Here is a 23,331-nt window from a genome sequence, read left to right as displayed (position 1 = left end):
TACGACGGCCGAGCACGTGCTGGGCATGACGTGCGCCGCCCGGCAGGCCGTGATCGACGCGGAGTACCCGGCCGTCACGGGGCCTCCACGCGCCGTGGACCGGCCCGCCTGCGGGCGGCGGGGCAACGCTCGCGTGGGCCACTTCGAGGGTCCGGGACGCGATCTCCGGGGCGTCGGCGGCTCGGCGGAAGTCGGTGGTCGCGTGGACGGTCTCGCTGGACCACGTGCGCGGCGTAAGCGGTACGTCAGCCGGACGTCAGCGGTGGCCTGGAGAGTATGAACGTCGGTTCACCGGCACGACGTTCGAGCAAGCAAAGGGATTTCAGGATGAAGAGGATCAAGGCAGCTCTCCTCACGGCCGCCGTCGTCGCGGGTGTGGCAGTGACGGCCGCCACCCCGGCGCAGGCGCTCAGTTACTGCAACGTCGGGGGCGGAACCGTCATCTGCGAGTACGGCGTGACCCGTACGACGCTTCCCGACGGCACGCTGCAGGAATTCGCGATCGGCACCGACAAGGCCGTGTGGACGCGCTGGACGACCTCCTCCGGAGGCTGGACGTCGTGGCAGTCCATGGGCGGCGAGTGGCGGAGCGGCGTCACGATCCGTACACAGCAGGTGGGCTCCTACCTCTTCGCCATCGTCCTCAAGGGAACCGATGACTGGCTGTGGTGGGACCTGCGCGACAGTCAGGGCAACTGGACCGGCTGGTCCCACGTCCCCGACCCGACCTGAGGACCCGCACCGTCGGTGGCGTCCCGCGCCTGCATCAGCCGCTCGCCGGTGAGCCAGTCGGTCAGCCGCGCGGGACGGGCGCGGACGCCCCGCGGGCAACTGGCGCGCGGGGCGTCCGCGTTGGGCCGAACGGTCCCACGGGTTTCGGCGGGAGGCCGGCACACGTGTGTGCGGTGCCGGCCACCGGCGCCGGTCCGAGACCGGCGGAGGCCGGAACGGTTCGGACGGGCGCCTTGGTTCATCGTCAGCCGAGGGTCGGGTAGTCGGTGTATCCGCGTTCGTCGCCGCCGTAATAGGTAGCACGGTCAGGGGTGTTGAACGGGCCACCGGCGGCCAGGCGGGCGGGCAGGTCGGGGTTGGCCAGGAACAGGGCGCCGAAGCTGATGATGTCGGCGGTGCCGTCCTCGATCAGGGCGAGATCGTCAAGGCCGGTCATGGAGCCGGGCGTGTGGGGGTTGAGGATGAAGGTGCCGCTGAAACTCTTTCGCAGCGCCGAGGTGAGTTCCCGGTCCCCGCTCTCCATGACATGCAGGTAGGCCAGGTCGATCGGCTCCAGCGCCTCGACCAGGGCCAGGTAGGTGTCGCGGTAGCCGTCTTCCGTGATGTCGTTGAAGACGCCGGCCGGGGAGACCCGCAGGCCCACGCGATGAGCTCCGATGGCGTCGGCGACCGCACGGGCGAGCTCGACGGCGAAACGGATGCGGCCCTGGACCGACCCGCCCCAGCCGTCGGTGCGCCGGTTGGCGTTGGTGGACAGGAACTGGTGGATCAGGTAGCCGTTGGCTCCGTGCAGTTCGACGCCGTCGAAGCCGGCGGCGATCGCGTTGCGCGCGGCCCGCGCGAAGTCCTCGATGGTCTCGGTGATGGCGGCCTCGGTCAGCTCGACGGGGGTGACGAAGTCCCGCATGCCGTCCTGGGTGAACACCTGTCCAGACGCGGCGACCGGCGAAGGGCCGACGGGAAACATGCCGTCGGGGAGCAGGCTGGGGTGCCCGATACGGCCGGTGTGCAGCAGCTGCGCGTAGATCACACTGCCCTCACGGTGCACCGCGTCGGTCACCTCCCGCCACGCCTCGACCTGCTCGGCCGAGTGCAGGCCGGGGGTGTTGGTGTAGCCCTGGCCGATCACCGACGGCTGGGCGCCCTCGGTGATGAGCAGGCCCGCGCCGGCCCGCTGGGTGTAGTAGGTCGTCATCGCGGCCGTCGGGCTCGCGCCAGGGCCGTAGGCGCGACTGCGGGTCATGGGGGCCATCGCGATGCGGTTGGCCAGGCGCTTGCCGCCCAGGTCGATCGGATCGAACGCAGAAGTCATCTCATGGCCTTCATCGGTGAGTAGCGCTGTGTGGAAGCCGGCCGGACTTCGTCCGGTGGCACTGGGTCGCACGACACCGTGCGACCCGGCAGGCCCGCGGTGTCACGTTCTTTTCTGCTGAGACCACGAACTATGTTGCTCGAACAAATAAAAGCCCTGGCGCCATTCCCTGTGAGCGGCTGTGACGATCGCCACAATCCCATGCCTGGTCCGGTGAAGCGGCATCCGCGGGTGTGATGTCCGCGGTCCAGGCGGCCGAAGTACACTGGTAGGTGTTCGAGCAACATCTGCAAGGAAGGGTGGCGGCAATGACTCAGTCGACACCTCCGGCCGACGGTCAGGCGTCTGTGCCGGGTGAGGCGACGTCGGTACCTCTGCCCACATCCGCGAGCGGAGGACGCATCAGCCACGCGATCTTCCGGGTGGCCCGACTGCACCGCATGATCGCCGGGCAGCTCCTGCGCCGGGTCGGGCTGTATCCGGGCCAGGAGCTGGTCATGATGCACCTGTGGGAACTCGGCCCTCAGCGCCAGGTCGACCTCATTCGCCTGCTGGACTCCGACGCCCCCACCATGACCCGCACCGTCCGGCGCCTCGCACAGGCGGGCTTCGTCCGCTGCCGCCCCTCGGACACCGACAAGCGTTCCGTCATCATCGAGCCGACCGCTGCCAGCCACGCCCTGCGCCGGCAGGTGGAGCAGGTCTGGGCCGACCTCGAACGCGTCAGCATCGGCGACCTCACCGCCGAGGAGCAGGACGCGACCTTGCGCGCGCTCGAGCGCCTGGAGGGCAACCTCGCCGCCTGGCACGCACCCGACGACTGAGACGGCAAGGGCAGTGGAGGAGCGCGCACCGGGCTGCGCCGACGCGCGCACCCGGGGAGCGGTGCGGGCCCGCATGAAGGGCGCAGGTGGCTTGTGACTGTCCAGGGCACGGAACCGCCTCAGGATTTGGCGTGTGGTGCGGGTGGACCCACTTGCTGTGCGGGCCGGGCAAACCCCGCGGGGGCATCAGATCGGTCGTGGGACCTACTGGATGACTGAACTGGATGACTGCATAAGGCTCGTCCTGCCGGCCCAAGCCCGCCTCCACCCGGCGGGAGTTGGAGCGCCCGCCGCGGCGGCAGCAAGAATCACCGTCCGCTTGTCGGAGCACGGTGACAGACATCGCGGAGTCACGTTGACGGCGCATGGCCGGCGAATTTCGACGAGTGGCTGGTGCGTGGCTGCCGGACCGTCGAGGCGAGGGCGTGGATCAGCTCGGAGTTGTGGCGCCGGAGCCCAACTGCCGCTCGATCTCCGCGGCCGGGAACGGCGTCTGCTTGCTCTCGGTGAGCAGACGGCGGAAGAAGGAGTCCACGACGACGGTCGGGCGTGCGTGCCGGTCGATGATGGCCGTGATCTCGGGCGGGACGTCGTCAGGTCGCCGGCCGGCTATCCAGTCGTGCAGGAAGGCTTCGCGTTCCGTGTCACCGCGCACGCCGTCGAGCAAGTGGTATCGAAGCAGGTGGCTCGCGGTGTAGCAGTGGTCGTACGCGAGGTGGTCCGAGAGGAAGTCGGACTCGTCCGCCGAAAGGTCGAAGCCGGAGCTCAGGGCAAGTCCGAAGTCGGCGAAGTAGAGCTGGCGGCCATCGGTCAGGATGTTGGCGAAGTGAGCGTCGAAGTGGACAAGTCCGCGAGAACTCATGAAGGCAGCTCCGCGCATCAGAGCTTCCTCCACCCAGCGGAAGGGCGAGCCGTCCCCGCCGTCCGGCACGGCGGTTTCGCGCTGGGCGGCCAGCCATCCGGCGAGCGTGTGCGGCACGTGCTCCAGGAAGACCACCAGGCTGCACGACGACTGGCCGATGGCCTCCAGCCGGTCACGAACGGCGGGTGATCCCTCCCAGTGCGCGACGGCCCCCTCCAGGCCCCCGAACTCGTCGGTGAATTCTTCGGGAGGGGAGTCAGGCAGAACCCGCCAGTGGTACATCAGGGGGAATCCCGCGTACTCGTCGCCGAGAACCCAGTTCGTGGTCATGGTGTGCACGGCAAGCTCCCGCCAGGCACCGAACCCGGCCGAGCCCACCCCGTACTGGTAGAACATCGGCAGTTCGAAGACATTCGCCGTCGACCGCACGTTCTCCGGGCGTAATTCGGTGTCCGTCAAAGGGATCCGCTTGACGAAGACGCGCGTTCCGTTGATGTCCAGCTCTGCCGACCTGCCGCCGATGCCCGACCCGAGCGGGGTAGCGGCTGCGACGACCTTCCCGAGCCGGTGGTCGCTCAGCAAGGAGAGCTGAGTGCTCACGCTCCCGTAATCAGCCAGGCGCGCGGCGCGCCGTAAATCCTGGTCCAGCATCGACGACTCCTCGGTGCCCGAACCAGGGCTTCGGCAATCCCACGTACGGCACCGACCCTACGCCGAGAAGGTCGGCCACTCTCATGAACGGCCCTTTCCCGGAGCGAGATCGGACGGTCGGCGGGCTCACGCCGTCAGCCCAGCGAACGCAACCGATCCAGTTCGGTTCCGATCCCGTCCCGCAGCACATCATGCTGCGGCCCCAGCCTGAACCTCTCGTCACTCCACCGGTCACCCGGATACAGCCACACAGGCTTGCCCACCAGCTCGGCCGGCTCCCACTCGAACCGCGGCCAGACGTGGGCATGCAGGAACGGGTCGGTGTTCCCCAGAATCTCCAGGTTGACCCGGCGGAAGCCGGGGTCCAGGCGTCGGCAGACGCGCTCCACGGCTTCTCCGAGCCGGTCCATGTCGGACAGAAACGACAACCGCCTCGCCGTCGGCAGACCAGACAACCGCTGAACACCTGGTTCGTCCACGAGGAGAACCGAGTAACCCGGCAGGAACTGAACGTCGCCGATCACCGCGAACCCCGACTCAAGCCGCCGCAGCACGGTCGGGTTCTCACCTCGCAGAGCAGCCCCGATCCGATCCAACCTCCAGTCACCAGTCATGGCCCCAACTTAGCCACAGGTGATCAAGGCCCGCTCTTGGCTCCCCAACCTCCCCGCATACATCAAGAACCAACCAAACGGGGCGAGGAGCGACCCCGGCCGTTTTCACGAATCGCCATCAGTCGTGATCACACCAGACACCGCAGGATCGCCCCCGTCGGCCTCCGGCTGCTTTGCTCGGCTGTGCGGATCAGGGGGCCAGTGCGGCACTCACACGCGCCAGGCGTGCGGCAGGCCAGGCGAAGCGGTTGGCGGGGTTGCGGAAGGACAGCCCGCCGTCGTTGATCCAGTAGCCATGCCCGGTTGTGGTCCAGCGCACCGGACCGCACGACCCCTGGTCTTCGAGCAGGGCGGCGGCGAGCCGATCGGGGGCCTCGACCTGAGTGCGGGCGCGTAGTGCTGCCGCCAGGCGGTCGACGGCGTCATCGGGTACGGCGTCATCGCCGAACGCGGGCAGCAGGAGCAGCAGCCGGGCGTGCGGATCAGCGGTGCTGCCGCCGGGCAGGCCGTTGTCCGCTGCGGCGGTCAGCTCGGCCCAGGAAAGGGCGGGGCCCATGAAGTGCCCTTCGTCCTGGGCGAGATGTTCGGTGTGGTCCCGATCGAGGTGGTGCAGGAGGTAGTCGATGCCTTCGTCCTCCTCGAAGGCGCGGTACACCACGTACAGGCGGTGGCCGCCGACGAGCGGGACGGTGAACACGGGCCAGTCGTCCCCTTCCAGCAACTGGCGCTGGAAGTCCGCTGCGTCCTCGGCGTCCTCGCCGAGCAGTAGTTCCTCGGCGTCCTCGCTCTGGGCGCAGTTGTGCAGGTGGCCGAGCCAGAACAGGCTCTCGTCCAGGAGTTCGGGGCGGTGAGTGAAGGGGCCGCCGTCGTAGCCGGGTATCCGGCCAGGGTGCATCGCCGTGCTGTTCGTCACGGAGTTCCTCATGCCGCCCGACTCTTCGGTCATCGAAGTGGGACCATCGCCTGATCTTCGCGGGATGCCCCTTGGGCATGACGAACTGCCCGGATTCAGCGCGGTGAAGGTAACGGCGACACCCAGGACCTGCGCACTGTATCGCCCGTAGCCGTCGGATGCCGGGCGTGAGGACGTGGAGGTCCTTTCCGCTCGATGCCGGTTCGGTGCGGGCTGTGCCGCTTGAACCGTGCCGTCATGCGGGCACCCCGGCCTTGTCCATGACCCCGGCCATCTCTCCTGGGGGAAGGGCCGGATTGGCCCCCGCGCTGGAGGCCAGCTCGGGCACGGTGAGGGCCTCGAGGAGCCGGGGGAGCGGTAGGCGTGGGTCGCGGGTCGCCGCCTGGCGAGTCCACACGACCGGGTCGTGGCTGAGCCGCTCGATCAGATCGGGGCTCGCGGCGGGGTCGCGGACTGCCAACTGCCGGTAGGTCCCCTCCGGATGGTCCGCATAGCGGGCGGCCAGCCCTTCGCGGGGGAAGCGGGGGTGGCCGGTCGCCATCCAGGCGGAGAACGTCCCGCCGAGCCGCGCGTACACGCTCATCAGGACCTCCTCTGGGGTGTCACGGTGATGGACGGCCAGGTGGGTACGCACGATGACGTCCTCGTCCGCGGCCAGAAGCCGCAGCAGACCGGCCGGCAGATGAGGGCTGCGGGCCGCGGCGCGACGCAGCAGCGGATGGGCGGAGGTCGCGGCCCGGCGCAGCACGTCCGGATCGTCGATACCGGCCGCCACCCAGTCCACGTCTTTCGTTACGTGCGGAGCCACCGTGAAGTCGATCGCGGCGCGCCGGGCCTCGGACAGCTCGGGGCGGAGGGACACGGCGAGCCGCACCTCGTCGTCGGGGCCGACGGCGAGACGGTCCACGAGGTCGGCGGGCAGGGACGGATTGCCGGCGAGTTCGACCAGGTGGACGCCCTCGGCGAGGAGCCCCTCGGCGTCCGCGCGGCCGAGCAGCCCGCGGCGCAGCGCCTCGGGCCGGACGGCGGGGTCGCGGAGCAGCGCCGCTGTGAGCCGCGCGTCGTGAGGACACGCGCACAGCTCGGCCGGCCGTCGTACCTCACGGTCGGGATCATCGAGCAGTGTGGCCCGCTCGTCCGCCGTCAGTTCGTCCCAGACGCGCAGGGCGGCACGTCGTGCGGCCGGATCGGGATGCCGGACCAGGGAGACGAGGAAGGACGGCGCCAAGTGGCGGGAGTGCAACAGCGCGCTCCGTACGGCCGGTTCGGGGTCGTCGAGGAGCCGTCGGCACACGGCGTCCGGCAGCGGACCGACCTTCGTCCGGGGATCGTGAGTCCACTCGGGCCCGACCGCGACGGCGGCCCGCACCTCGGGCGACGGGTCGTCCGCGAGTCGGGCCCGCTGCCCGGCGTCCGCCTGGCCGCTCGTCGCGAAGTGGACTCGGGTGTCCACGATCGGGTGGGTGAGGACAGCCGCCACGGCCGGCTCGGGCAGTCCCGGCCGGTGGAGGGCTTGGAAGGGCGGCCCTTGGCCCCCGCCGTCGAAGGCGATCAGCCGCAGCAGCAGCGGTGTGGGAAGGGCCGGGTTGGCGGCGACTCCGTCCAGCGCGGAGGAGTAGAAGGCGACCACGTCTCAGCTCTCCGCCCCGTCACTCTGCACGCGTCCCAGCGGATGCCTACGCGGCATCGGCCTGTCGATCCGACCAGCCGTCATCGTGCCACGTGCCAGGCTGCCCGCGCATACGGTCCCCGAGAGTCCGCGCCGCGCCACGGAGGCCGTTCCGCTGCAGCGGCCAGGGCCGGTCAGAGTCGGCCACCGGCCCACCGGCCCACCGGCCCACCGGCCCACCGGCCCACCGGCCCACCGGCCCACCGGCCCACCGGTCACCGCCCACCGGCCCACCCGTCGGTCCGGCCGCCCCGCACCGTGAGTGCGCGGACGCGTGGGCGGTGACGCCGGGCGCGGCGGTCAGGTGGAGGCCGGGATGCCGAGTTCGGTGAGCAGGCCACGCACCCTGCTTCAGGGATGCGTCGCCTCCGTTGATCCGGTCGTGCTGATCGCGGAGGAGGCCGCTTTCAGCGCGGAATCACCCAGTTCGGCACCCAGGTTCCGGGGGCGTCGTGGGCGGCCGTCGTGGTGGCGAGGTGGGCGCGGAGGGTGGCCAGTGCCGGGTGGGGGTTGTCGCGGTGCCAGAGGAGCGAGTGCGGGTAGACCGGCGTCGGGTCGGTGACCGGGATGCGGCGCAGGCCGTGGTCCGCGGGCCAGACGAGGCGGGTGTGCTCGCCCATGAAGGTGGCCAGGGCCGGGGTGTCGGCGACGGTGTCGAGGAGCGCGTCGGAGCCGAAGTTGGGTCCGGTCGCCTCGATGGTGAGGCCGAACTCGGCGACGAGGTCGTCGTAGTAGGCGGCCCACTCGGTACCGGGGACGATGCCGGGCATCCAGATCCGGTGCCCGGCGAGCTGGGCGACGGTCACCGACCGGGCGCCCGCCAGCGCGTGGGCGGGGCCGGTGAGGAGCTGGAGCGGCTCGTCGAGCACCCGTACGGACTCGAAGTCCTCGGGGAGAGGGCGGCCGGGCGCGGCGACGGCACGGAAGGACGCGTCGATCTCACCGGACCGGATGGCGGCGACGGCCGTCTCGATGTCGAGCAGCATCACCACGTCGAGTTCGATCTCGGGGTGCGCGCGGTGGAAGCCACGCATCAGGCCCGCCGCCGCGCCGCGCGAGGCGATCACGTCGATGCGCAGCGGACGGCGGCCGGGCCGCACGGACGCGACCGCGCGCTCGGCGACGCGCAGCAGCTCGCGCGCGTGGGGCAGGAACGCCTGCCCGTCGATGGTGAGCTCGGCGCCGCGCGGGGTGCGGTTGAACAGCCGTACGCCGAGGTTGCGCTCCAGCGCTGCGACGCGCTTGGAGACGGCCTGCTGGGTGATGGCCAGCTCGGCGGCGACCTCCTGGAACTGGCCCGCGTCGGCGGCGGCCACGAAGGTCCGGACGGTGTCGAGGTCCATGCCGACACCCTATGGCCACAACCGATGGTTGTGGCCGACGGTCCCGCGGTTGTTTGATCCCTGGGTAGGGTGCTCGCTTTGATGCTTCCGATCGCGGATCGGTTGTGCGGGTGAGTGGCGAGGAGCGTCGGGTATGAGGAGCGGGCACCGGCTGGGGCAGCTGCCCGGACGGCGGCTGGGGCGGCGGTTCGGGTGGCTGTGGGCCGCGTACGGGACCAGCGCGCTCGGTACGTGGCTCGCCTTCGGCGCCTTCCCGCTGATCGCCGTCCGGGTGCTGCACGCCGGACCGGCCGAGGTCGCCGCGCTCGCCTCCGTGGGGGCTGCGGTGGGCGCGGCCGTGGCGGTGCCGCTCGGCCCGTGGGTGGAGTTCCGCCGTAAGCGCCCGGTGCTGATCGCGATGGACCTGGTGCGGTGCGCCGCGCTGCTGACGATCCCCGTCGCGTTCGCGCTCGGCGTGCTCACCTTCCTTCAGCTCCTGCTGGTCTCGGTCGTCGTCGCGGCGGCCGACATCACCTTCCGCGCCGGCTCCGGCGCGTACCTGAAGACGCTGCTGCCGGCCGAGGACCTGCTCGTCGCCAATGCCCGGTTCGAGTCCACGGCCTGGACGACCACGATCATCGGACCGCCGCTGGGCGGCGCGGCGATCGGGCTCCTCGGTCCCGTGGCGACGGTGGTGGCGGACGCGGTCAGCTACCTGCTCTCGGCCCTGGGCATCCGTGCGACGGGCGGGCACGAGCCGCGGTCCGAGCACCAGGAGGTCGCGCGCATGCGGGCCCGGGACCTGCTCGACGGATGGCGGTACATCCTCGCCGACGCGACGCTGCGTCCGCTGTTCTTCAACACCGCCTTGTTCAACGGCCTGGTGATGGCCGCCCAGCCGCTGCTGGCCGTCCTGATGCTCGGCCGGTTCGGGTTCGCACCGTGGCAGTACGGCCTTGCCTTCGCCGCGCCCTCGATCGGCGGCCTGCTCGGCTCGCGGCTGGCCCAGCCGCTTGTCACGCGGTACGGCCGACACCAGGTCCTGGTCGTGGTCGGGGCCCTGCGCGCGCTCTGGCCCGTCGGCCTGGCCTTCGTGGGGCCCGGTACCGGAGGGCTGCTGCTGGTGATCGGTGTCGAACTCGGTCTCATCTTCTTCTGCGGGATCTTCAACCCCGTCTACGCCACCTTCCGCCTCGAGCGCACCGCGACCGACCGGGTGGCCCGCACGCTGTCCGCCTGGGCGGTGACGACCAAGGCCTCGACCGCGCTCCTGACTGCCGTCTGGGGCGTACTGGGCGGGCTGCTCGGTCCGCGTACGGCCATCGGCGTGGCCGGTGTGCTCCTGCTGGCCACCCCGTTCCTGCTTCCCCGCCGCACGGCAGCGCGCCTCTCCGAGCCGCATCCGGCACCGAGCCACACCTGACCGGCCCTTACGGACACCTACGGCCCTTACGGACCCTTACGGCCCTTACGGCCCTTACGGCCCTTACGGACCCCTACGGCCCTTACGGACCCCTACGGCCCCTACGGCCCCTACGGCCCCTACGGCCCCTACGGCCCCTACGGCCCCTACGGCCCCTACGGCCCCTACGGCCCTTTCGGCCCCCGCGGCCCCACAGCCCCTACGGCCGGCGCGTCGAAGAGGGCCTGGACCGGCGGCGCGGGGGGACAGGAAGCCCCGACCAGGAGCAGCCGAAGCCCTCGCGGCGGCCGTGGTGGGGGCCGTGCGAGGGCTTCGGGGAGGCGAGGACGCGGCAGGAGGCCCGGGAAGGGCCCCGCGCGTGTGCGTCACGGCTTGATGCCCACCCCGGTCCACAGGCTGACCTCCGCGTCGGTGGCGGTCGGTTCGGTGTCCGGGCGCCAGCGGTGGCCGACGGAGACGCCGGGGTCGAGCAGTTCGAGCCCGTCGAAGAAACGCGCCACCTCGGCGCGCGAGCGGAACCGCACCGGAGTTCCGGCGTCGTCGTAGATGGCGGCGACCTTCCGCCAGGTGGGAGGGTCGAAGTCGGGCGTGCAGTGGCTCAGGGCGAGCGCGCTGCCCGAGGGCAGGGCGTCCAGCAGGCGGCTGACGATGCCGTAGGGGTCCTGGGCGTCCGGCACGAAGTGCATCAGGGCGTTGAGGGACAGGGCCACCGGCCGGCCGAGGTCCAGGATCTCGGCCGGCTCGGGGGCGTCGAGCAGAGTCTGCGGGTCGTTGACGTCCGCTTCGAGGTAGATGGTGCGGCCCTCCGCGGTGCCGCGCATCAGACGCTCGGCGTACTTGAGGACGAGCGGGTCGTGGTCGGCGTACACCACCCGTGCGTCGGCGACCACGGACTGGGCCACCTGGTGCAGGTTCGGTTCGGTGGGAATGCCGGTGCCTATGTCGAGCCACTGCCGGATGCCGTGCTCCCGCGCGAGGACGCGGGTGGCGCGGTGCATGAAGGCGCGGTTCTCACGGGCGCAGACGAAGATGCCCGGGTAGGCCGACGCCACGGTCTCGGCGGCCTGCCTGTCTGCCGCGAAGTGGTCCTTGCCGCCGAGGTAGTAGTCGTACATGCGGGCGGAGTGGGGCCTGCTGGTGTCGATGTCCCGCGGTGCCTGTGAGTTCGTCATCCTGTCCCTGTTCGGTGTGTCCGTTGGGGAGAAGTCATCCGGTGGTCAGATGGTCGGCGAGGCCCTGCTTGACCCCCGTGACGAACGCGGTTATCTCCTCCGGGGTGTAGATCAGCGCGGGGCCGGCGGGATCGGTCGACTGCCGCAGCGCGACCCGGCCGTCGGCGAGCTGCTTCGTCTGCACGCACTGGCCGCCGTTGGGGCCGCTCCAGGGAGACTCCCAGCCCTGCTCACCGAGGTCCGACGCCGGCATACCGTTGTAAACGCGATAGACACTGCCGTCGATGATGGTCATGAGTACTCCTTGCGCATGTGGTTCAGGAGCGCCCGGCTGTGCGCGTCAGAGGTCAGCAGGGACATGCGGTTGTGCGCCTCGAGATGGGCGACGACGTCGGAACGCTGGTCCAGGTACATCGCGCCGGAGAGGATCTCGCTGTAGACGACGTCCGGAAGCTCGGGCTCCGCGAACCGGAAGTAGGTGAACGGGGCGCACGCGCCCACGTGGGCGCCGGCGGTGAACGGGACGACGTCGACGCTGACGTGCTCCAGCTCCGAGACCTCCAGGAGCCGTTCGATCTGCTCCCGCATCACCTCGGGGCCGCCGACCACCCGGTGCAGGACGGCCTCCTCCAGCACGACCCACAGCGTGGGCGCGTCGGGTTTCTCCAGCAGGGCCTGGCGGCGCAGCCGCAGGTCCACGCGCCGCCCGAGGTCGTCGTCGCTGTCGTTCGGGAAGCCGCCGCCGAGTACGGCGCGCGCGTACTGGTGGGTCTGCAGCAGGCCCGTCGCGTAGTGCGGCTCGTAGGTGCGCAGGATCCTCGCCCCGGTCTCCAGGCTCACGTACGCGCTGAACCAGGTCGGCAGCACATCGCGGTAGGTGTGCCACCAGCCCGGCTCGTTGGCCCGCTCGGCGAAGGCGACGAACTCGTCCCTCTCCTGCCGGTCGGCGCCGTAGGTCTCGAGCAGTTTCTCCACGTAGAGGGGTTTGAGCGCCACCTCCGCCTTCTCCAGGCGGCGGATGGTCAGTGACGTGACCCGAAGCGCCCGTGCCGCGTCCTCCAGGGACGCGCCCGCTTCCTGCCGCCGTTCCTGCAGCCTTCGACCCAGGACCATCCGCAGAACGGTGGGCGCACTGGTGCTGCCCGCGTTCGAACGGCCTTCGCTCACTCCCTACCTCCTGAGGGGCGGTCATCAGTACGAGTGTGACAGTCACTTGATGAAGCCACCAGGCCGAAACCGGCTCGCTGAAATTATCAGGGAGTCGGTTGCAGGGTGAACCCCGATGCGCGCATAGTTATTTGCGTGCATCGCATCCACGATCACGGGCAACGTCGCTTAGTTACTGGGCAGTTGTGCACTTCCGGCCCTCCTGCGACTGCGTCCGCCTCACGGAAGGCAACCACCGTGTCCCCCCACACGACCTCCGCTCCCGAGCTGCTGGACGTCGCCGACCCCGATCAGGCGCACTGGATCGAACTGCCCTCTTACCGCCCCAGCGTCAGAGTGGCCCGCCGCTTGATGAGGACCCGGCTGGGCGGATGGGGGCTGTCCGGCGAACTGTGCGCGGACGCCGTGCTCCTGGTGTCCGAACTGGCCGCCAACGCCGTCCGGCACACGTCGAGCGTGCGGATCCTGTGCGGCATGGGCTTCGTCACCGCCGGATGCCTGCGCATCGAGGTGCACGACCACGACTACTCCGGTTGCGGCCTGACCCGGCGCGACCCCGGGCCCGACGACGAGGGCGGTCGGGGGCTGCTGCTCGTCGAGTACCTCGCCGACTCCTGGGGCGTCGACCGTTCGAGGCTGACCGGTGGCAAGGCGGTGTGGGCGACGCTGACGGCCTGATGCGCGCGATGGACGGACGCGGGAGACGCCGGAGACGGGCATGGGGGACGGGGCCCGACCGCGGACGGGCAGTCCTCGGCCGTGGGTGGTCAGTCCCCGGATGCGGGCGATCAGGCCCTGGCGGGTGTCAGCTCGGCGAGCAGGAGGGTGCGGTCGTCCGCGCCGCTGCGATCGGAGGGGGCGTGCAGCAGGCGTCGGCACAGCGCCGGCAGGACCTCCCGGCCGTCCGTGTCGGCGGAATCGGTGACGTCGGCGTCCGCGGAATCGGCGACGGCCGCGTCCACGGCGTGGGCGAGGCGGGCGATCTGATGGTCGATGTCCGCGTCGCGCGACTCGACCAGGCCGTCGCTGTAGAGCACCAGCAGAGCCGGCTCGGGCACGGTGAACACGGTCGCCTCGTAGTGACCCGTGCCGAGCCCCAGGGGCAGGCCCGCCTCGGTCAGGGGGACCGGGGCCGTCCTGCCGTCGGGGCCGCGCAGCAGTGGGGGAGGGTGACCTGCGCTGATCACGGTGCAGGTGTGCTGCTGCGCGGCCCACTCGACGTAGACGCAGGTGGCGAAGGAGGCGCCCGGCGTCTCGCAGGCGAGCGCGTCGAGGCGCCGTACGAGATCGACCGCGGGGATGTCCATCCCGGCCAACACCCTCGTGGCCGTGCGTAGTTGAAGCATGGCGACGGCGGACTCCGGGCCGTGGCCCATGGCATCACCCACGATCAGCCCGACCCGGCCGCCCGGCCGAGGCAGCACGTCGTACCAGTCGCCGCCGATGACGGTGTCCTGCCCGGCGGCCAGGGAGTCGTGGGCGACTCGGCAGCCCTCGAACAGCTGGAGCGTGCCCGGTGGCAGGCTGTCGCGGATCGCCAGGGTGGTGCGTCGCTCGTGCTCGTAGCGGCGCGCGTTGTCCAGGGCGACGGAGGCCCGCGCCGTCAGCGCCTCCACGGCCGCCGCCTCGGCGGGCAGGAACGGCGCTCTGTCCGGCCGGCGGGAGCAGGCGACGAAGCCGATCGTCAGGTCCCGCACCCGCAGTGGCACGACCAGGAAGGAAGCCACCCGCAGCAGTTCGTGGATCCGCGCGTCGCCGCTGCCGGAGGCGATGAGCCGCTCGGAGGTGTGCGCGTCGACGGAGTCGAGCAGCTGCGCCTGCCCGGAGGCGAGGGCGCGGGCGTACGGCGTCTCGCGCGGGAAGACGATCACCTCGCCGTCCGGCAGCACCCCCTCCCAGTCCTCCCGGGCGTCCGACCCCACCCTTAGTGCCAGCCGGTGCGCTTCGATCCTCGCCGGGTCCACGGCGGTGTGCGCGTTCTCCCCGCGACGCCACCGCTCCAGCAGGTAGACCGACGCGGCGTCGGCGAAGGCGGGCGTCAGCGCGTACGCGAGCTGGCTGCCGGTCAGTCGAAGATCGAGCGCGGAACCGATGGCGTCCGCGGCGGGGGAGGAGAAGGTCTGGCGCGGTGACGGCCGGGTGAGGGGTGGGTCGTCGATGCGGCTGCGCGGGTCGTTCCGCAGGGTCGTGCCTTTCCGCGTGGGGGCCGACCGCGCGACGGAAAGAAGGGGGCGCCGCGCGTCGTTGTGCAACTATATGACGAACCGTCAAGATCCATTACTGGAGAGGACATTCAGATGCGCGGCAGTGCAGGTCCGGTGCCCGGGGTGGAGGCCGACAAAGCGAGCGTCGCCCGGATGTACGACGCCATGCTGGGCGGACAGCACAACTTCGCCATAGACCGGGAGGCGGTGGCGGCCTTCACGGCCATCGACCCTCAGGTACGCGTCCTGGCCCAGGCCAACAGGGACTTCCTCGGACGGGCGGTGCGGTTCCTGGTCGAGGCCGGGGTACGGCAGTTCATCGACCTCGGCTCCGGCATCCCCACCCAGGGCAACGTCCACGAGGTGGCGCAGGCGGCGAGCCCGGGCGCCCGGGTGGTGTACGTCGACAACGACCCCGTGGCCGTGGCGCACAGCGCTTCCCTGCTCGAAGGCAATCCGGACGCGGACATCGTCGACGCCGACATCCGCCGGCCGGCCGGCGTCCTGGATTCACCGCAGCTGCGCAAGCTGATCGACTTCGAGCAGCCCGTAGCCGTACTGATGATCACGATCCTGCACTTCGTCGCGACCGAGGAGAACCCGGCGGGCATCGTGGCCGCGTTCCGGGACGCCCTGCCGGACGGCAGCTGGCTGGCGATGTCCCACGCGACGAACCAGGACCGCCCCGACACCGCCGCCGCGGTGGGGCAGCTCTACCGGTCCCGGGCCACCTCCCCGGTGACCGCCCGCTCCCACGACGACATCCTCGGACTCTTCGCCGGCTTCGACCTCACGGAGCCCGGTCTGGTCCACGTCCCCCTGTGGCGCCCCGACCCGGAGAAGGAACTCCCGGACAATCCTTCGGAGTACTGGGTGTACGCGGGCGTCGGCCGCAAGAACGCGTAGGCGGGCGTGCGGGCGTCGACCGGGTGCCGTTCGGTGCGCCCATGACACGCGTCGGGCCCGTCCGCTCCGGTGGACGGGCCCGACGGCTGTGAGGTGTCGCGTCAGCGCACGTGGATCGTCACCGTGACGGTCTTGAGGACCGCCGGCAGCTTGGTGGTGTCCACCTTCAGGATCTCGCCGTTGTCCTCCTGGCCCGTGGGCGGCAGCACCTTCTGGTGCACGGTCCACTTCCCGTCGGGGTCGACGGCGATGGTGTCGATGCCGAAGTCGTCGTCGTTGGACAGGTACAGCGTCCTGCCGGCGTTCGTGGTGGCGACGCCCTCGACCTTGTCGTGCCCGAAGAACGCTCCGCTGGGGTCGAGTTGGCTCACCAGCGCGCCGACATCGAGGTACGACCGCTTCTGCGCGACGTGGACCCCGGCACCGGTGAGCACGGCGAGTGCCGCGTTGGTGCCGGCCGTTCCGATCAGCGCCTCGGGCGACTTGCCGCCGAGCGTCAGGCCACTCATGTCGGTGGCGCCGTCGATGTCGACCTCGTAGAGGGTCTTGTGGGCGAATGGCTCGAAGGCGCCGTCACGTTCGTCGACGAGGAACCTCGTGCCGGACAGCGCGGTGATCTCGCTGTTGGCGTCGCCCGTGGACGCAGGGTTGTCCAACAGGTACAGGTACTGCCTGGACTTGAACGTGCGCAGGTCGATCGTGACGATGCGGGTGGCCGCGACGCCCGCGGCCTTGGTGCCGCCGAGATCCGGCTGTTGCAGCGCGGCCTGCATGACACCCACCAGGGCCGAGCCGTCCGGCGTGACCGTCAGGCCTTCCATGCCCTTGTTCTTCACCCGGTCGGCGAGCTCGGGCGGCAGGTATCCGACGATCTTGTGGTGTGCGTTGTCCGGGCTGTTCCGGTACGGGGTCAGCCGGCCCAGCTCGTAGCCGTGCGCGTCGAAGTGCGTGAGGTAGGGGCCGTACTCGTCCGACACCCAGAACGTGCCGTCCGGCAGTGCCACCAGGCCCTCGGAGTCGTAGCCGTACGGGTCCCTGGCCACGGGCGTGGGGGTGCCGCCGTGGGCGTTCGTCGCGGCGACGTCGTCGATCGTCTCGCTCGTGTCGTGCGGCGGACGGCCGCTGTACCGCACCCCGCCGAGGCTCCTCGGCCCCTTCAGGGCGACCTTCCTGACGAGTTCGGCCCTGCCGTCGACGAGCCTGAACTCACCGATCGCCGGCGTGAAGTCGAGGACCATCTCGGCCTTGTTGCCGTCCGGGGCGTCGGCGTTGGGGCCGCGGTCGGTGAGGCCGTAGAAGTGGCCGGGCCTGCCCGGCACAGGGGCGAGCGACGAGCCGAAGCCCTCACCGGAGATCCTGGTGGTGGTGCCGCCGGGACCCGCGACCTGTCCGAGCGGCGGGATGGGGGTCCCGTTCGACCGGGTGTCCTTGAACAGCCGCACCGCGTCGGTCGTCGTGTACATGAAGGTGTCCGTGCCCTTGAAGCCGGACCTCGGGGTGTACGAGAACGTACCGTCCGCGTCGATCGTCACCTCGCCGTCGGACGGAGCGGTGTGCCGCACCACCGCGGTGGCGCCGTGGTCGTTGCGCAGCACGTCTCCGGTCACCGTGCCGTGACCGGAGAAGGAGTCGGAGACCGCGTCGAAGTCGTGGGAGGGCGCAGGCGGGCGGCCGCCGGCCTGCGCCGCGATCGTGCCCGCGCCCACCACGGCGACGGTGGCGCCGATCGCCATGGCGATCCGGGCGCTCTTACGGGAGAAGGGTCTTGAAGTCACACGCAGAACCTTTCGGTCGATGGTGAACTCCGAGGGGACCGTCGGTGAACCCTCGGTTCAAAAAGAAACCCGACGGCCCGAGCGAGGCCCTCGTACAGCAGATCAAGGCCTCACCTCGCGCGCCCGGATCGAGGCCCCGCCCCTGTGAACCGATCAAGACGCCGCCCCAACTGCCGCTTCCACGCGCTCAGTCGGCGGTAGCACCGGTCCGGAAGACTCCACGACGGTCAGTCCTGCGGCGTGACCGAGTCGCCCGTGCGGACCATGCCCGGTTCGAGGACGTCCAGATAGACGCCGAGGCATGCGAGCCGGCCCAGGTCGAAGACGGGTGTCCGGTGTTCGCGTGCGATGGCGCGCATGATGCCGGGGTCGGCCCGGAGGCCGTCCTGGCCGAGGGTGGGGACCACGCAGCGGGGGGTGGGCACCACCACGCGACACAGCGCCTCGCCCACGCGGACTCGACGGCCGACCCAGGTGTCCTCCACGAAATCCTGTCCTTCGCCGGTGTCGACGACCAGGTTCGGCCGGAAGCGGCGCGGATCGAAGTCGCCGTCGGGGTGCACGGCCCGGAGCCTGGCCAAGGAGGACGTGGTGACCAGGTGGACCTTGCCGAAGTCGAAGAACGTTCCCGGAGCGACCCTGCCGACGGTGACCTCCGTGCCCGTGCCGTCCACGAACGCCGACTCGCGCACGGCATCCGGAACCCCGCCCTCGTACTCGGGCACCGCACGCTCGAGCCTGGCGCCGGCCGATGCGTCGGCCGAGACGGACACCTGGCGTCCCAGCAACTTGGAGAGACGCGCGCCCAGTTCGGGATCCTCCGCCGGGAACCTCGTCCCGTCGGGAAGTGCGACCTCGACGGTTCCGTCCTCGCCCGACCGGCCCCGGCACCACAGCAGTCGCCCCCACTTGCGCGGGTGCTTGACACTCCCGACAGCCCCGTCGTCGTCGAGCACGGCGTGGGTGCGGTCTCCGGCCAGCCCCGCGTGCGTGACGGCCACGCCCGTCAACGTCTCGCCGAGCATGGACTTCACCGGATACCGGTGCACCGCGACCAGAGTCCCCATGGAGATCAATCATGGGCTCGGGCAAGGCACTTGACCAGATCACCGGCACCCGTCCGACGGGTGACCGTTCGCGCACATGTGCCCGTGGGGCCGGTGGCGCGATCGGCCTATAGTTGCACGCTGTTCGCCACCTCGTCGGGCGGTCACCGGCGGTTCGCGGTTCGGTTCGGTTCGGCGTCGAGGGAGGGCCGCTCATGGCCAGCGCGTTTCAGGAGCGCAAGCTCAAGGGGATGTTCGCCGCGTTCGACGCGGACAGCGACGGCTGTCTGCGCGAGGAGGACTTCAGGGCACTCGTCGCCCGCTGGAGCCGCCTCCCGCGAGTGGGGCCCGGCACGGAGCTGCGTGCGAGGGTGGAGACGCTGCTGATGGGCTGGTGGGCGGCGCTGCTGGAGGCCGGGGACGCCAACGGGGACGGCACGGTCGACATGAGCGAACTGCTCTCGGTCGTCGACAGGCTGCCCACCATGGTCGCGGACGTCACCGCCACCGCCGACACCGTGTTCGACGCCGTGGACGCCGACGGTGACGGCCGCATCTCCCCGGATGAACACCGCAGGCTCGTCGAGACCTGGAACGGGCGGTCCGTGGACGTGACGGGCGTCTTCGAGTTGCTCGACCTCAACGGCGACGGCCACCTCAGCCGCGACGAGTTCGCGCTTCTGTGGCGCCAGTTCTGGATCAGCGACGACCCTCGGGAGCCGGGCAACTGGCTCTGCGGTCGGTTCGCCAACTAGCGGGAGTCCTGCCGGTAGCGGGAGTCCTGCCGGCGAAAGTCCGGCTGGTCGCCCCGGGGGAGCGATCGCGCGCCGCGCCCCCGTACAGCCCGGCACGCGGCGATCCGGCTCTCGGCTCTCAGCGCGTCACTCCGCAGCGTCGTGCGATCGCCTGCCCCGTCTCGATGGCGAGGTGCCGCCGATTCAGCTCACGAACTCCTCGTCGCCGTAGCGCACTTGCGCCTTGTTCACGTCGACGCCGAGCGTGCGCGTGAACTTCTGGGCCAGTGGCAGGTCGGCGAGCGTGGCGACGAGGATGAGCCGTCCGTCGAGGGTGACCGAGCCACCGCCGAGCTCGGCACGGCTCTCGGGGTCCGCGAGCAGGGCGTCGTGCAGTCGGGTACGGCTGACGCCCGGCGCCTGGATCTCGACAGCGTCGGTCTCCGGCGAAGTCCGGGGCAGACAGCGGAACGTGAGCACCGACTCCTGGCGGTACTCCTTGGCGATGACGCCGGCGATGTGGTGGAGCCCGTCGCGGCCGACCTTGTCGACGTCGAACGTGCGGGAGCGCTCGTAGGTGGCCTGGTTCAGGGAACCGGACCAGAAGACGCCGTCCAGGAGGGTCGAGGCGCCGGGCCTCGCACCATGGGCGTGGATGATTCCGCGCACCTCGCGGTCGAAGCGCGTCAGGCGGGACGTGAGCCGGGGGTCGGCCGGATCCGTGATGATCGCGGTGTTGTCGGTGGCGAAGATCTCCGCCGTCGGGCACCCGGGGGTCGCCGGGCTCGCCTGCGCGCTTCCCGCGTTCGTCGCCCCCAGTGTCAGCGCGGCGACCGTGACCAGCGTGCGCAACTCCCCCTGCGCGATGACGTTTTTCATGTCGTGATCAACGAGCTCCGGCGGAGTTCGTTGCTCCTGGAGCGCCGGTCTCGAGGGTCTCCAGGGTCTCGACGACGCCGTCGGACAGCGTGGGGGCGGCCACGCGCCGTGGTCTTCATGCCCTCACGGCAGAACTCGCCGAGCCGCTGCCGGCGGTGCGCACCACGAGCGCGCTCATGGCCTTGACCTTCCCCGAAGGTGAAGGCCGAGGGTGTTCACGGCGATCAGGCCGACTATCTCCGCGCCGTTGCTGCCGTTGCTGCGGCCGGGGGCTGGACGAGGGGAAACCCGCATGGAACCGCGCTGCGTCGTTCTCGACATCGGCGGAGTCCTGGAGATCACACCCCCGACAGGCTGGCTGCGGCGATGGGACGAGCGGCTCGGGCTGTCTCCGGGGAGTGCGGACCGGATGCTCGATGACGTATGGGAGGCCGGGGCCGTCGGGACGGTCGGCGAGGCGGAGGTGCGCGCACAGGTCGGTGCCAGGCTCGGCCTTGATGACAGGCGGGTCGAGTCGTTCATGGCCGACCTGTGGGCCGAGTACCTGGGGACGCCGAACACGGAGCTGATCGAGTACGTGCGGGTGCTGCGCCCCCGGTGCCGACTGGGCATCCTCAGCAACAGCTTCGTGGGCGCCCGTGAGAGGGAGGCGGCGGCGTACGGCTTCGGCGAACTCGTCGAGGAGATCGTCTACTCGCACGAAATCGGTGTCCGCAAGCCCGACCCGCGTGCCTTCGGCATCACGTGTGCTCGCCTCGGAGTTACACCGGCGGACTGCCTCTTCATCGACGACTACGCCGTCGACGTCGAGGCCGCCCGGGCGGCGGGCATGCGGGCTCACCTCTTCGAGGGCAACGAACAGACCATCGCCCGCATCGCGGCTCACCTGGACGGTGCCGCGCCACTCGGCACCCGCCGTGCGCGGGGAGATACCCACGCACGACACGCCCCGGCGGATCGCGACCCTGCCGGCCGAACTCCCGCACCACGAGCCCGACCTTGGTGACCAGCAGCTGACCAGCAGCTGACCGGCCGGTGAGCGAGGCCGCGCCGGAGCCCTTGTCAGCCGCGGGGGCTGCTGATCCGGTCCGGCTCGATCACGTAGATCACCCGGACCTGGTCGCGGCCGCCGAACCACGGGTAGGGCCCGCCGAGGTACTTCTGCGCGAGCGCCTCGATGTGCTCGACCGCACCCTCGGTGGCCACCTTCACCACGCGGCCGCGGATCTGGACGTAGGAGGAAGGCTCCGCGGGGTCGGAGATTGCGACGGCCACCCGGGGGTCGCGCGCGATGTTCCGGGTCTTCTGATGCGACTCGACGCTGTTGATCAGGACGTGCTCGCCGTCGGTGTCGACCCATGTCTGAGTGAGCTGGGGCGAGCCGTCGGGCATCGTCGTGGCGATGTAGCAGGTGCTGGGGCGGCGCAGCAGCGCCACCACGTCCTCGCCGAGGGGCACGGGCACGGTGGTTCTCCAGTGGTCGTTCCGGTGGTGTGCTGGGGTCACGGTAGCCACGGCGCGGAATCCGGCTCTCCGGCACCCCCGGACCACAGCGCCGGGGAGCTTCGCGGGCCGGGCCGCCCTGCTTGGTTGCCGAGATGTGCCGCGCCGTACCGCGCCGTACCGAGACGCGATGAGCGCCGTGCCGAGACGTGATGAGCGATGCGCGCCGCCGATGTGCCCGGGCGTCCGCGGCATGGGTTGCGACCCCTGCCGTACGGGCGTTACCTGGAAGTACCGGCGGTGAAGCGAGCGCACCGCGCCATGATCATGTCATGGTGCGGGTGGGTGCCCTGCTGCGCGTCCCCGTCAGCGCTCCTCCTCGCCGCCGCCATCCGGCGTTGGACGCGGAGGTGACCGAAAGTGAAGGCCGTCGTCTACGAAGAGCCTTTCAGCGTGGTGGTGAAGGACGTCGAGGATCCGGGGATCCTGCACCCCAACGATGTGATCGTGCGGGTCACGTCGTCCGCGATCTGCGGGTCGGACCTGCACATGTACGAGGGCCGCACGGCGGCCGAGCCGGGCATCGTCTTCGGACACGAGAACCTCGGGGTGATCGAGGAGGTCGGCAGCGGCGTGACCTCGTTGTCCGTGGGGGACCGTGTCGTGATGCCGTTCAACGTCGCCTGCGGATTCTGCAAGAACTGTCTCGCCGGCGACACCGGATTCTGTCTGACGGTCAATCCCGGCTTCGCGGGAGGGGCTTACGGATACGTGGCCATGGGCCCGTACACGGGCGGTCAGGCGGAGCTGCTGAGGGTGCCCTTCGCCGACTTCAACTGCCTGAAACTGCCGGAGGGCGACGAGTTCGAGACCGACTTCGTGCTGCTCGCCGACATCTTCCCGACGGGGTACCACGGCTGCGAGCTCGCCCAGGTCTCGCCCGGCGAGACCGTGGCCGTCTACGGCGCCGGGCCGGTAGGCCTGATGGCCGCTTACTCGGCGCTGCTGCGCGGCGCGTCGAAGGTGTTCGTCGTCGACCGGGTGCCCGAACGGCTCGCCAAGGCCGCGGAGATCGGGGCCATCCCCATCGACTTCACCCAGGGCGATCCGGCCGAGCAGATCAAGGAGATGACGAACGGAGAGGGGACGGACAAGGGCATCGACGCTGTCGGCTACCAGGCCCAGTCGTCCGACTCCAGCCACGAGGAACCCGCCATCGTCCTCAACGAACTCGTCGAGACGGTGCGGCCGACCGGCAGGCTCGGCATACCGGGCCTGTACGTGCCGTCCGACCCCGGGGGACCCGACGAGCACGCCAAGCACGGCCAACTCCTGGTCTCGATCGGCAAGATGTTCGAGAAGGGGCAGAAGATGGGAACCGGTCAGTGCAACGTCAAGCGGTACAACCGCCAGTTGCGCGACCTCATCATCTCCGGGCGCGCCACGCCCAGCTTCGTGGTGTCCCACGAGCTGCCGCTGGAGCAGGCCCCCTTGGCGTACGAGAAGTTCGACAAGCGCATCGAGGGTTACACCAAGGTGGTGCTGCACCCGGGTCACGACCTCGCGGCGTGAACCCGGCGTGATCCGGAGCGTGAACCCGGCGTGATCCGGGACGTGAACCCCGAGGGACGGGGCCGGTGCCCGGCCCGTCCCGTGAACGGCCAGCACCCGGCGCTCATGCGG

Annotated in this window: 22 protein-coding genes; 8 read left to right on the top strand and 14 right to left on the bottom strand. The window is 70.6% G+C overall.

What is annotated here, in order from left to right; all coding sequences use genetic code 11:
• The first annotated feature begins 327 nt into the window (after positions 1-327).
• Positions 328-732, top strand: coding sequence for a hypothetical protein (locus tag OIB37_RS04060; RefSeq protein ID WP_330456116.1), 405 nt, complete (start codon positions 328-330; stop codon positions 730-732).
• Positions 733-976: 244 nt separating this feature from the next.
• Here OIB37_RS04060 and OIB37_RS04055 read toward each other — a convergent pair whose 3' ends face one another.
• Positions 977-2,044, bottom strand: coding sequence for an alkene reductase (locus OIB37_RS04055; protein WP_330456115.1), 1,068 nt, complete (start codon positions 2,042-2,044; stop codon positions 977-979).
• Between the two features lie 308 nt (positions 2,045-2,352).
• On the opposite strand from OIB37_RS04055, the gene OIB37_RS04050 reads away from it, so the two are divergent.
• Entirely contained in the window at positions 2,353-2,868 is a 516-nt protein-coding gene (locus OIB37_RS04050; RefSeq protein WP_330456114.1) for a MarR family winged helix-turn-helix transcriptional regulator, read from the top strand.
• Positions 2,869-3,298: 430 nt separating this feature from the next.
• Here the strand turns inward: OIB37_RS04050 and OIB37_RS04045 are convergent, their stop codons facing one another.
• From OIB37_RS04045 to OIB37_RS04025, 5 genes are all read right to left on the bottom strand, one after another.
• Positions 3,299-4,381 carry a protein kinase family protein gene (locus tag OIB37_RS04045; protein ID WP_330456113.1) on the bottom strand — a complete coding sequence of 361 codons (1,083 nt, stop codon included), beginning with the start codon at positions 4,379-4,381 and terminating at the stop codon, positions 3,299-3,301.
• Between the two features lie 134 nt (positions 4,382-4,515).
• Positions 4,516-4,995, bottom strand: a complete 480-nt coding sequence (locus OIB37_RS04040) for a diadenosine tetraphosphate hydrolase (RefSeq protein WP_330456112.1) — start codon at positions 4,993-4,995, stop codon at positions 4,516-4,518.
• Between the two features lie 190 nt (positions 4,996-5,185).
• Positions 5,186-5,908 (bottom strand): hypothetical protein, encoded by a 723-nt coding sequence (locus tag OIB37_RS04035; protein WP_330456111.1) that lies wholly within the window; start codon positions 5,906-5,908, stop codon positions 5,186-5,188.
• Positions 5,909-6,143: 235 nt separating this feature from the next.
• Positions 6,144-7,538: a Mucin-2 gene (locus tag OIB37_RS04030; RefSeq protein WP_330456110.1), complete on the bottom strand. Its 1,395-nt coding sequence runs from the start codon at positions 7,536-7,538 to the stop codon at positions 6,144-6,146.
• A gap of 446 nt (positions 7,539-7,984) precedes the next feature.
• The gene (locus OIB37_RS04025) at positions 7,985-8,920 is read right to left on the bottom strand and encodes a LysR family transcriptional regulator (RefSeq protein WP_330456109.1); all 936 of its coding nucleotides are present in this window, start codon (positions 8,918-8,920) and stop codon (positions 7,985-7,987) included.
• A gap of 133 nt (positions 8,921-9,053) precedes the next feature.
• Between OIB37_RS04025 and OIB37_RS04020 the strand changes: the two genes are divergently transcribed.
• The gene (locus OIB37_RS04020; protein ID WP_330456108.1) at positions 9,054-10,322 is read left to right on the top strand and encodes an MFS transporter; all 1,269 of its coding nucleotides are present in this window, start codon (positions 9,054-9,056) and stop codon (positions 10,320-10,322) included.
• A gap of 365 nt (positions 10,323-10,687) precedes the next feature.
• Here OIB37_RS04020 and OIB37_RS04015 read toward each other — a convergent pair whose 3' ends face one another.
• Genes OIB37_RS04015 through OIB37_RS04005 form a run of 3 tightly spaced genes read right to left on the bottom strand, consistent with a single transcriptional unit; the run spans position 10,688 to position 12,661 of the window.
• Positions 10,688-11,494, bottom strand: a complete 807-nt coding sequence (locus OIB37_RS04015) for an SAM-dependent methyltransferase (RefSeq protein WP_330456107.1) — start codon at positions 11,492-11,494, stop codon at positions 10,688-10,690.
• A gap of 34 nt (positions 11,495-11,528) precedes the next feature.
• Entirely contained in the window at positions 11,529-11,789 is a 261-nt protein-coding gene (locus OIB37_RS04010) for a DUF397 domain-containing protein (protein ID WP_330456106.1), read from the bottom strand.
• Positions 11,786-12,661, bottom strand: coding sequence for a helix-turn-helix domain-containing protein (locus OIB37_RS04005; RefSeq protein ID WP_330456105.1), 876 nt, complete (start codon positions 12,659-12,661; stop codon positions 11,786-11,788). The genes OIB37_RS04010 and OIB37_RS04005 overlap by 4 nt, the downstream gene beginning before the upstream one ends.
• A 237-nt stretch (positions 12,662-12,898) precedes the next feature.
• Here OIB37_RS04005 and OIB37_RS04000 point away from each other — a divergent pair, with 237 nt between their 5' ends.
• Entirely contained in the window at positions 12,899-13,339 is a 441-nt protein-coding gene (locus tag OIB37_RS04000; RefSeq protein ID WP_330456104.1) for an ATP-binding protein, read from the top strand.
• 110 nt (positions 13,340-13,449) lie between these two features.
• On the opposite strand, the gene OIB37_RS03995 is transcribed toward OIB37_RS04000, so the two are convergent.
• Entirely contained in the window at positions 13,450-14,913 is a 1,464-nt protein-coding gene (locus tag OIB37_RS03995; protein WP_330456103.1) for a PP2C family protein-serine/threonine phosphatase, read from the bottom strand.
• Positions 14,914-14,958: 45 nt separating this feature from the next.
• Here OIB37_RS03995 and OIB37_RS03990 point away from each other — a divergent pair, with 45 nt between their 5' ends.
• Positions 14,959-15,771: an SAM-dependent methyltransferase gene (locus tag OIB37_RS03990; RefSeq protein WP_330456102.1), complete on the top strand. Its 813-nt coding sequence runs from the start codon at positions 14,959-14,961 to the stop codon at positions 15,769-15,771.
• Between the two features lie 101 nt (positions 15,772-15,872).
• Here the strand turns inward: OIB37_RS03990 and OIB37_RS03985 are convergent, their stop codons facing one another.
• Together OIB37_RS03985 and OIB37_RS03980 are read right to left on the bottom strand one after the other, a co-directional pair.
• Positions 15,873-17,546, bottom strand: coding sequence for an esterase-like activity of phytase family protein (locus tag OIB37_RS03985; protein WP_330456101.1), 1,674 nt, complete (start codon positions 17,544-17,546; stop codon positions 15,873-15,875).
• A 227-nt stretch (positions 17,547-17,773) separates the two neighbouring features.
• Positions 17,774-18,613, bottom strand: coding sequence for an MOSC domain-containing protein (locus OIB37_RS03980; RefSeq protein WP_330456100.1), 840 nt, complete (start codon positions 18,611-18,613; stop codon positions 17,774-17,776).
• Between the two features lie 194 nt (positions 18,614-18,807).
• Between OIB37_RS03980 and OIB37_RS03975 the strand changes: the two genes are divergently transcribed.
• Complete coding sequence (locus OIB37_RS03975) at positions 18,808-19,347, top strand: EF-hand domain-containing protein (RefSeq protein ID WP_330456099.1); 540 nt, start codon at positions 18,808-18,810, stop codon at positions 19,345-19,347.
• Between the two features lie 183 nt (positions 19,348-19,530).
• Here the strand turns inward: OIB37_RS03975 and OIB37_RS03970 are convergent, their stop codons facing one another.
• Positions 19,531-20,205, bottom strand: coding sequence for a hypothetical protein (locus OIB37_RS03970; protein ID WP_330456098.1), 675 nt, complete (start codon positions 20,203-20,205; stop codon positions 19,531-19,533).
• A 292-nt stretch (positions 20,206-20,497) separates the two neighbouring features.
• Between OIB37_RS03970 and OIB37_RS03965 the strand changes: the two genes are divergently transcribed.
• A complete protein-coding gene (locus OIB37_RS03965; RefSeq protein ID WP_443058111.1) occupies positions 20,498-21,211 on the top strand; it encodes an HAD family hydrolase in 714 nt (237 codons plus the stop codon).
• Between the two features lie 56 nt (positions 21,212-21,267).
• Here the strand turns inward: OIB37_RS03965 and OIB37_RS03960 are convergent, their stop codons facing one another.
• Entirely contained in the window at positions 21,268-21,669 is a 402-nt protein-coding gene (locus tag OIB37_RS03960; RefSeq protein WP_330456097.1) for a PPOX class F420-dependent oxidoreductase, read from the bottom strand.
• A gap of 399 nt (positions 21,670-22,068) precedes the next feature.
• On the opposite strand from OIB37_RS03960, the gene OIB37_RS03955 reads away from it, so the two are divergent.
• Complete coding sequence (locus OIB37_RS03955) at positions 22,069-23,220, top strand: glutathione-independent formaldehyde dehydrogenase (RefSeq protein ID WP_330456096.1); 1,152 nt, start codon at positions 22,069-22,071, stop codon at positions 23,218-23,220.
• The last annotated feature ends 111 nt before the right edge of the window (positions 23,221-23,331 follow it).

Source organism: Streptomyces sp. NBC_00820, assembly GCF_036347055.1.
Classification (GTDB): Bacteria; Actinomycetota; Actinomycetes; order Streptomycetales; family Streptomycetaceae; genus Streptomyces.
This window is presented reverse-complemented; position numbering and strand designations above follow the sequence as displayed.

Excerpts from the sequence above, each read along its gene's own strand:
- OIB37_RS04060 (WP_330456116.1), top strand. The coding sequence starts at position 328 with ATGAAGAGGATCAAGGCAGCTCTCCTCACGGCCGCCGTCGTCGCGGGT.
- OIB37_RS04055 (WP_330456115.1), bottom strand. The coding sequence starts at position 2,044 with ATGACTTCTGCGTTCGATCCGATCGACCTGGGCGGCAAGCGCCTGGCC.
- OIB37_RS04050 (WP_330456114.1), top strand. The coding sequence starts at position 2,353 with ATGACTCAGTCGACACCTCCGGCCGACGGTCAGGCGTCTGTGCCGGGT.
- OIB37_RS04045 (WP_330456113.1), bottom strand. The coding sequence starts at position 4,381 with ATGCTGGACCAGGATTTACGGCGCGCCGCGCGCCTGGCTGATTACGGG.
- OIB37_RS04040 (WP_330456112.1), bottom strand. The coding sequence starts at position 4,995 with ATGACTGGTGACTGGAGGTTGGATCGGATCGGGGCTGCTCTGCGAGGT.
- OIB37_RS04025 (WP_330456109.1), bottom strand. The coding sequence starts at position 8,920 with ATGGACCTCGACACCGTCCGGACCTTCGTGGCCGCCGCCGACGCGGGC.
- OIB37_RS04020 (WP_330456108.1), top strand. The coding sequence starts at position 9,054 with ATGAGGAGCGGGCACCGGCTGGGGCAGCTGCCCGGACGGCGGCTGGGG.
- OIB37_RS04015 (WP_330456107.1), bottom strand. The coding sequence starts at position 11,494 with ATGACGAACTCACAGGCACCGCGGGACATCGACACCAGCAGGCCCCAC.
- OIB37_RS04010 (WP_330456106.1), bottom strand. The coding sequence starts at position 11,789 with ATGACCATCATCGACGGCAGTGTCTATCGCGTTTACAACGGTATGCCG.
- OIB37_RS03990 (WP_330456102.1), top strand. The coding sequence starts at position 14,959 with ATGCGCGGCAGTGCAGGTCCGGTGCCCGGGGTGGAGGCCGACAAAGCG.
- OIB37_RS03980 (WP_330456100.1), bottom strand. The coding sequence starts at position 18,613 with ATGGGGACTCTGGTCGCGGTGCACCGGTATCCGGTGAAGTCCATGCTC.
- OIB37_RS03975 (WP_330456099.1), top strand. The coding sequence starts at position 18,808 with ATGGCCAGCGCGTTTCAGGAGCGCAAGCTCAAGGGGATGTTCGCCGCG.
- OIB37_RS03970 (WP_330456098.1), bottom strand. The coding sequence starts at position 20,205 with ATGAAAAACGTCATCGCGCAGGGGGAGTTGCGCACGCTGGTCACGGTC.
- OIB37_RS03965 (WP_443058111.1), top strand. The coding sequence starts at position 20,498 with ATGGAACCGCGCTGCGTCGTTCTCGACATCGGCGGAGTCCTGGAGATC.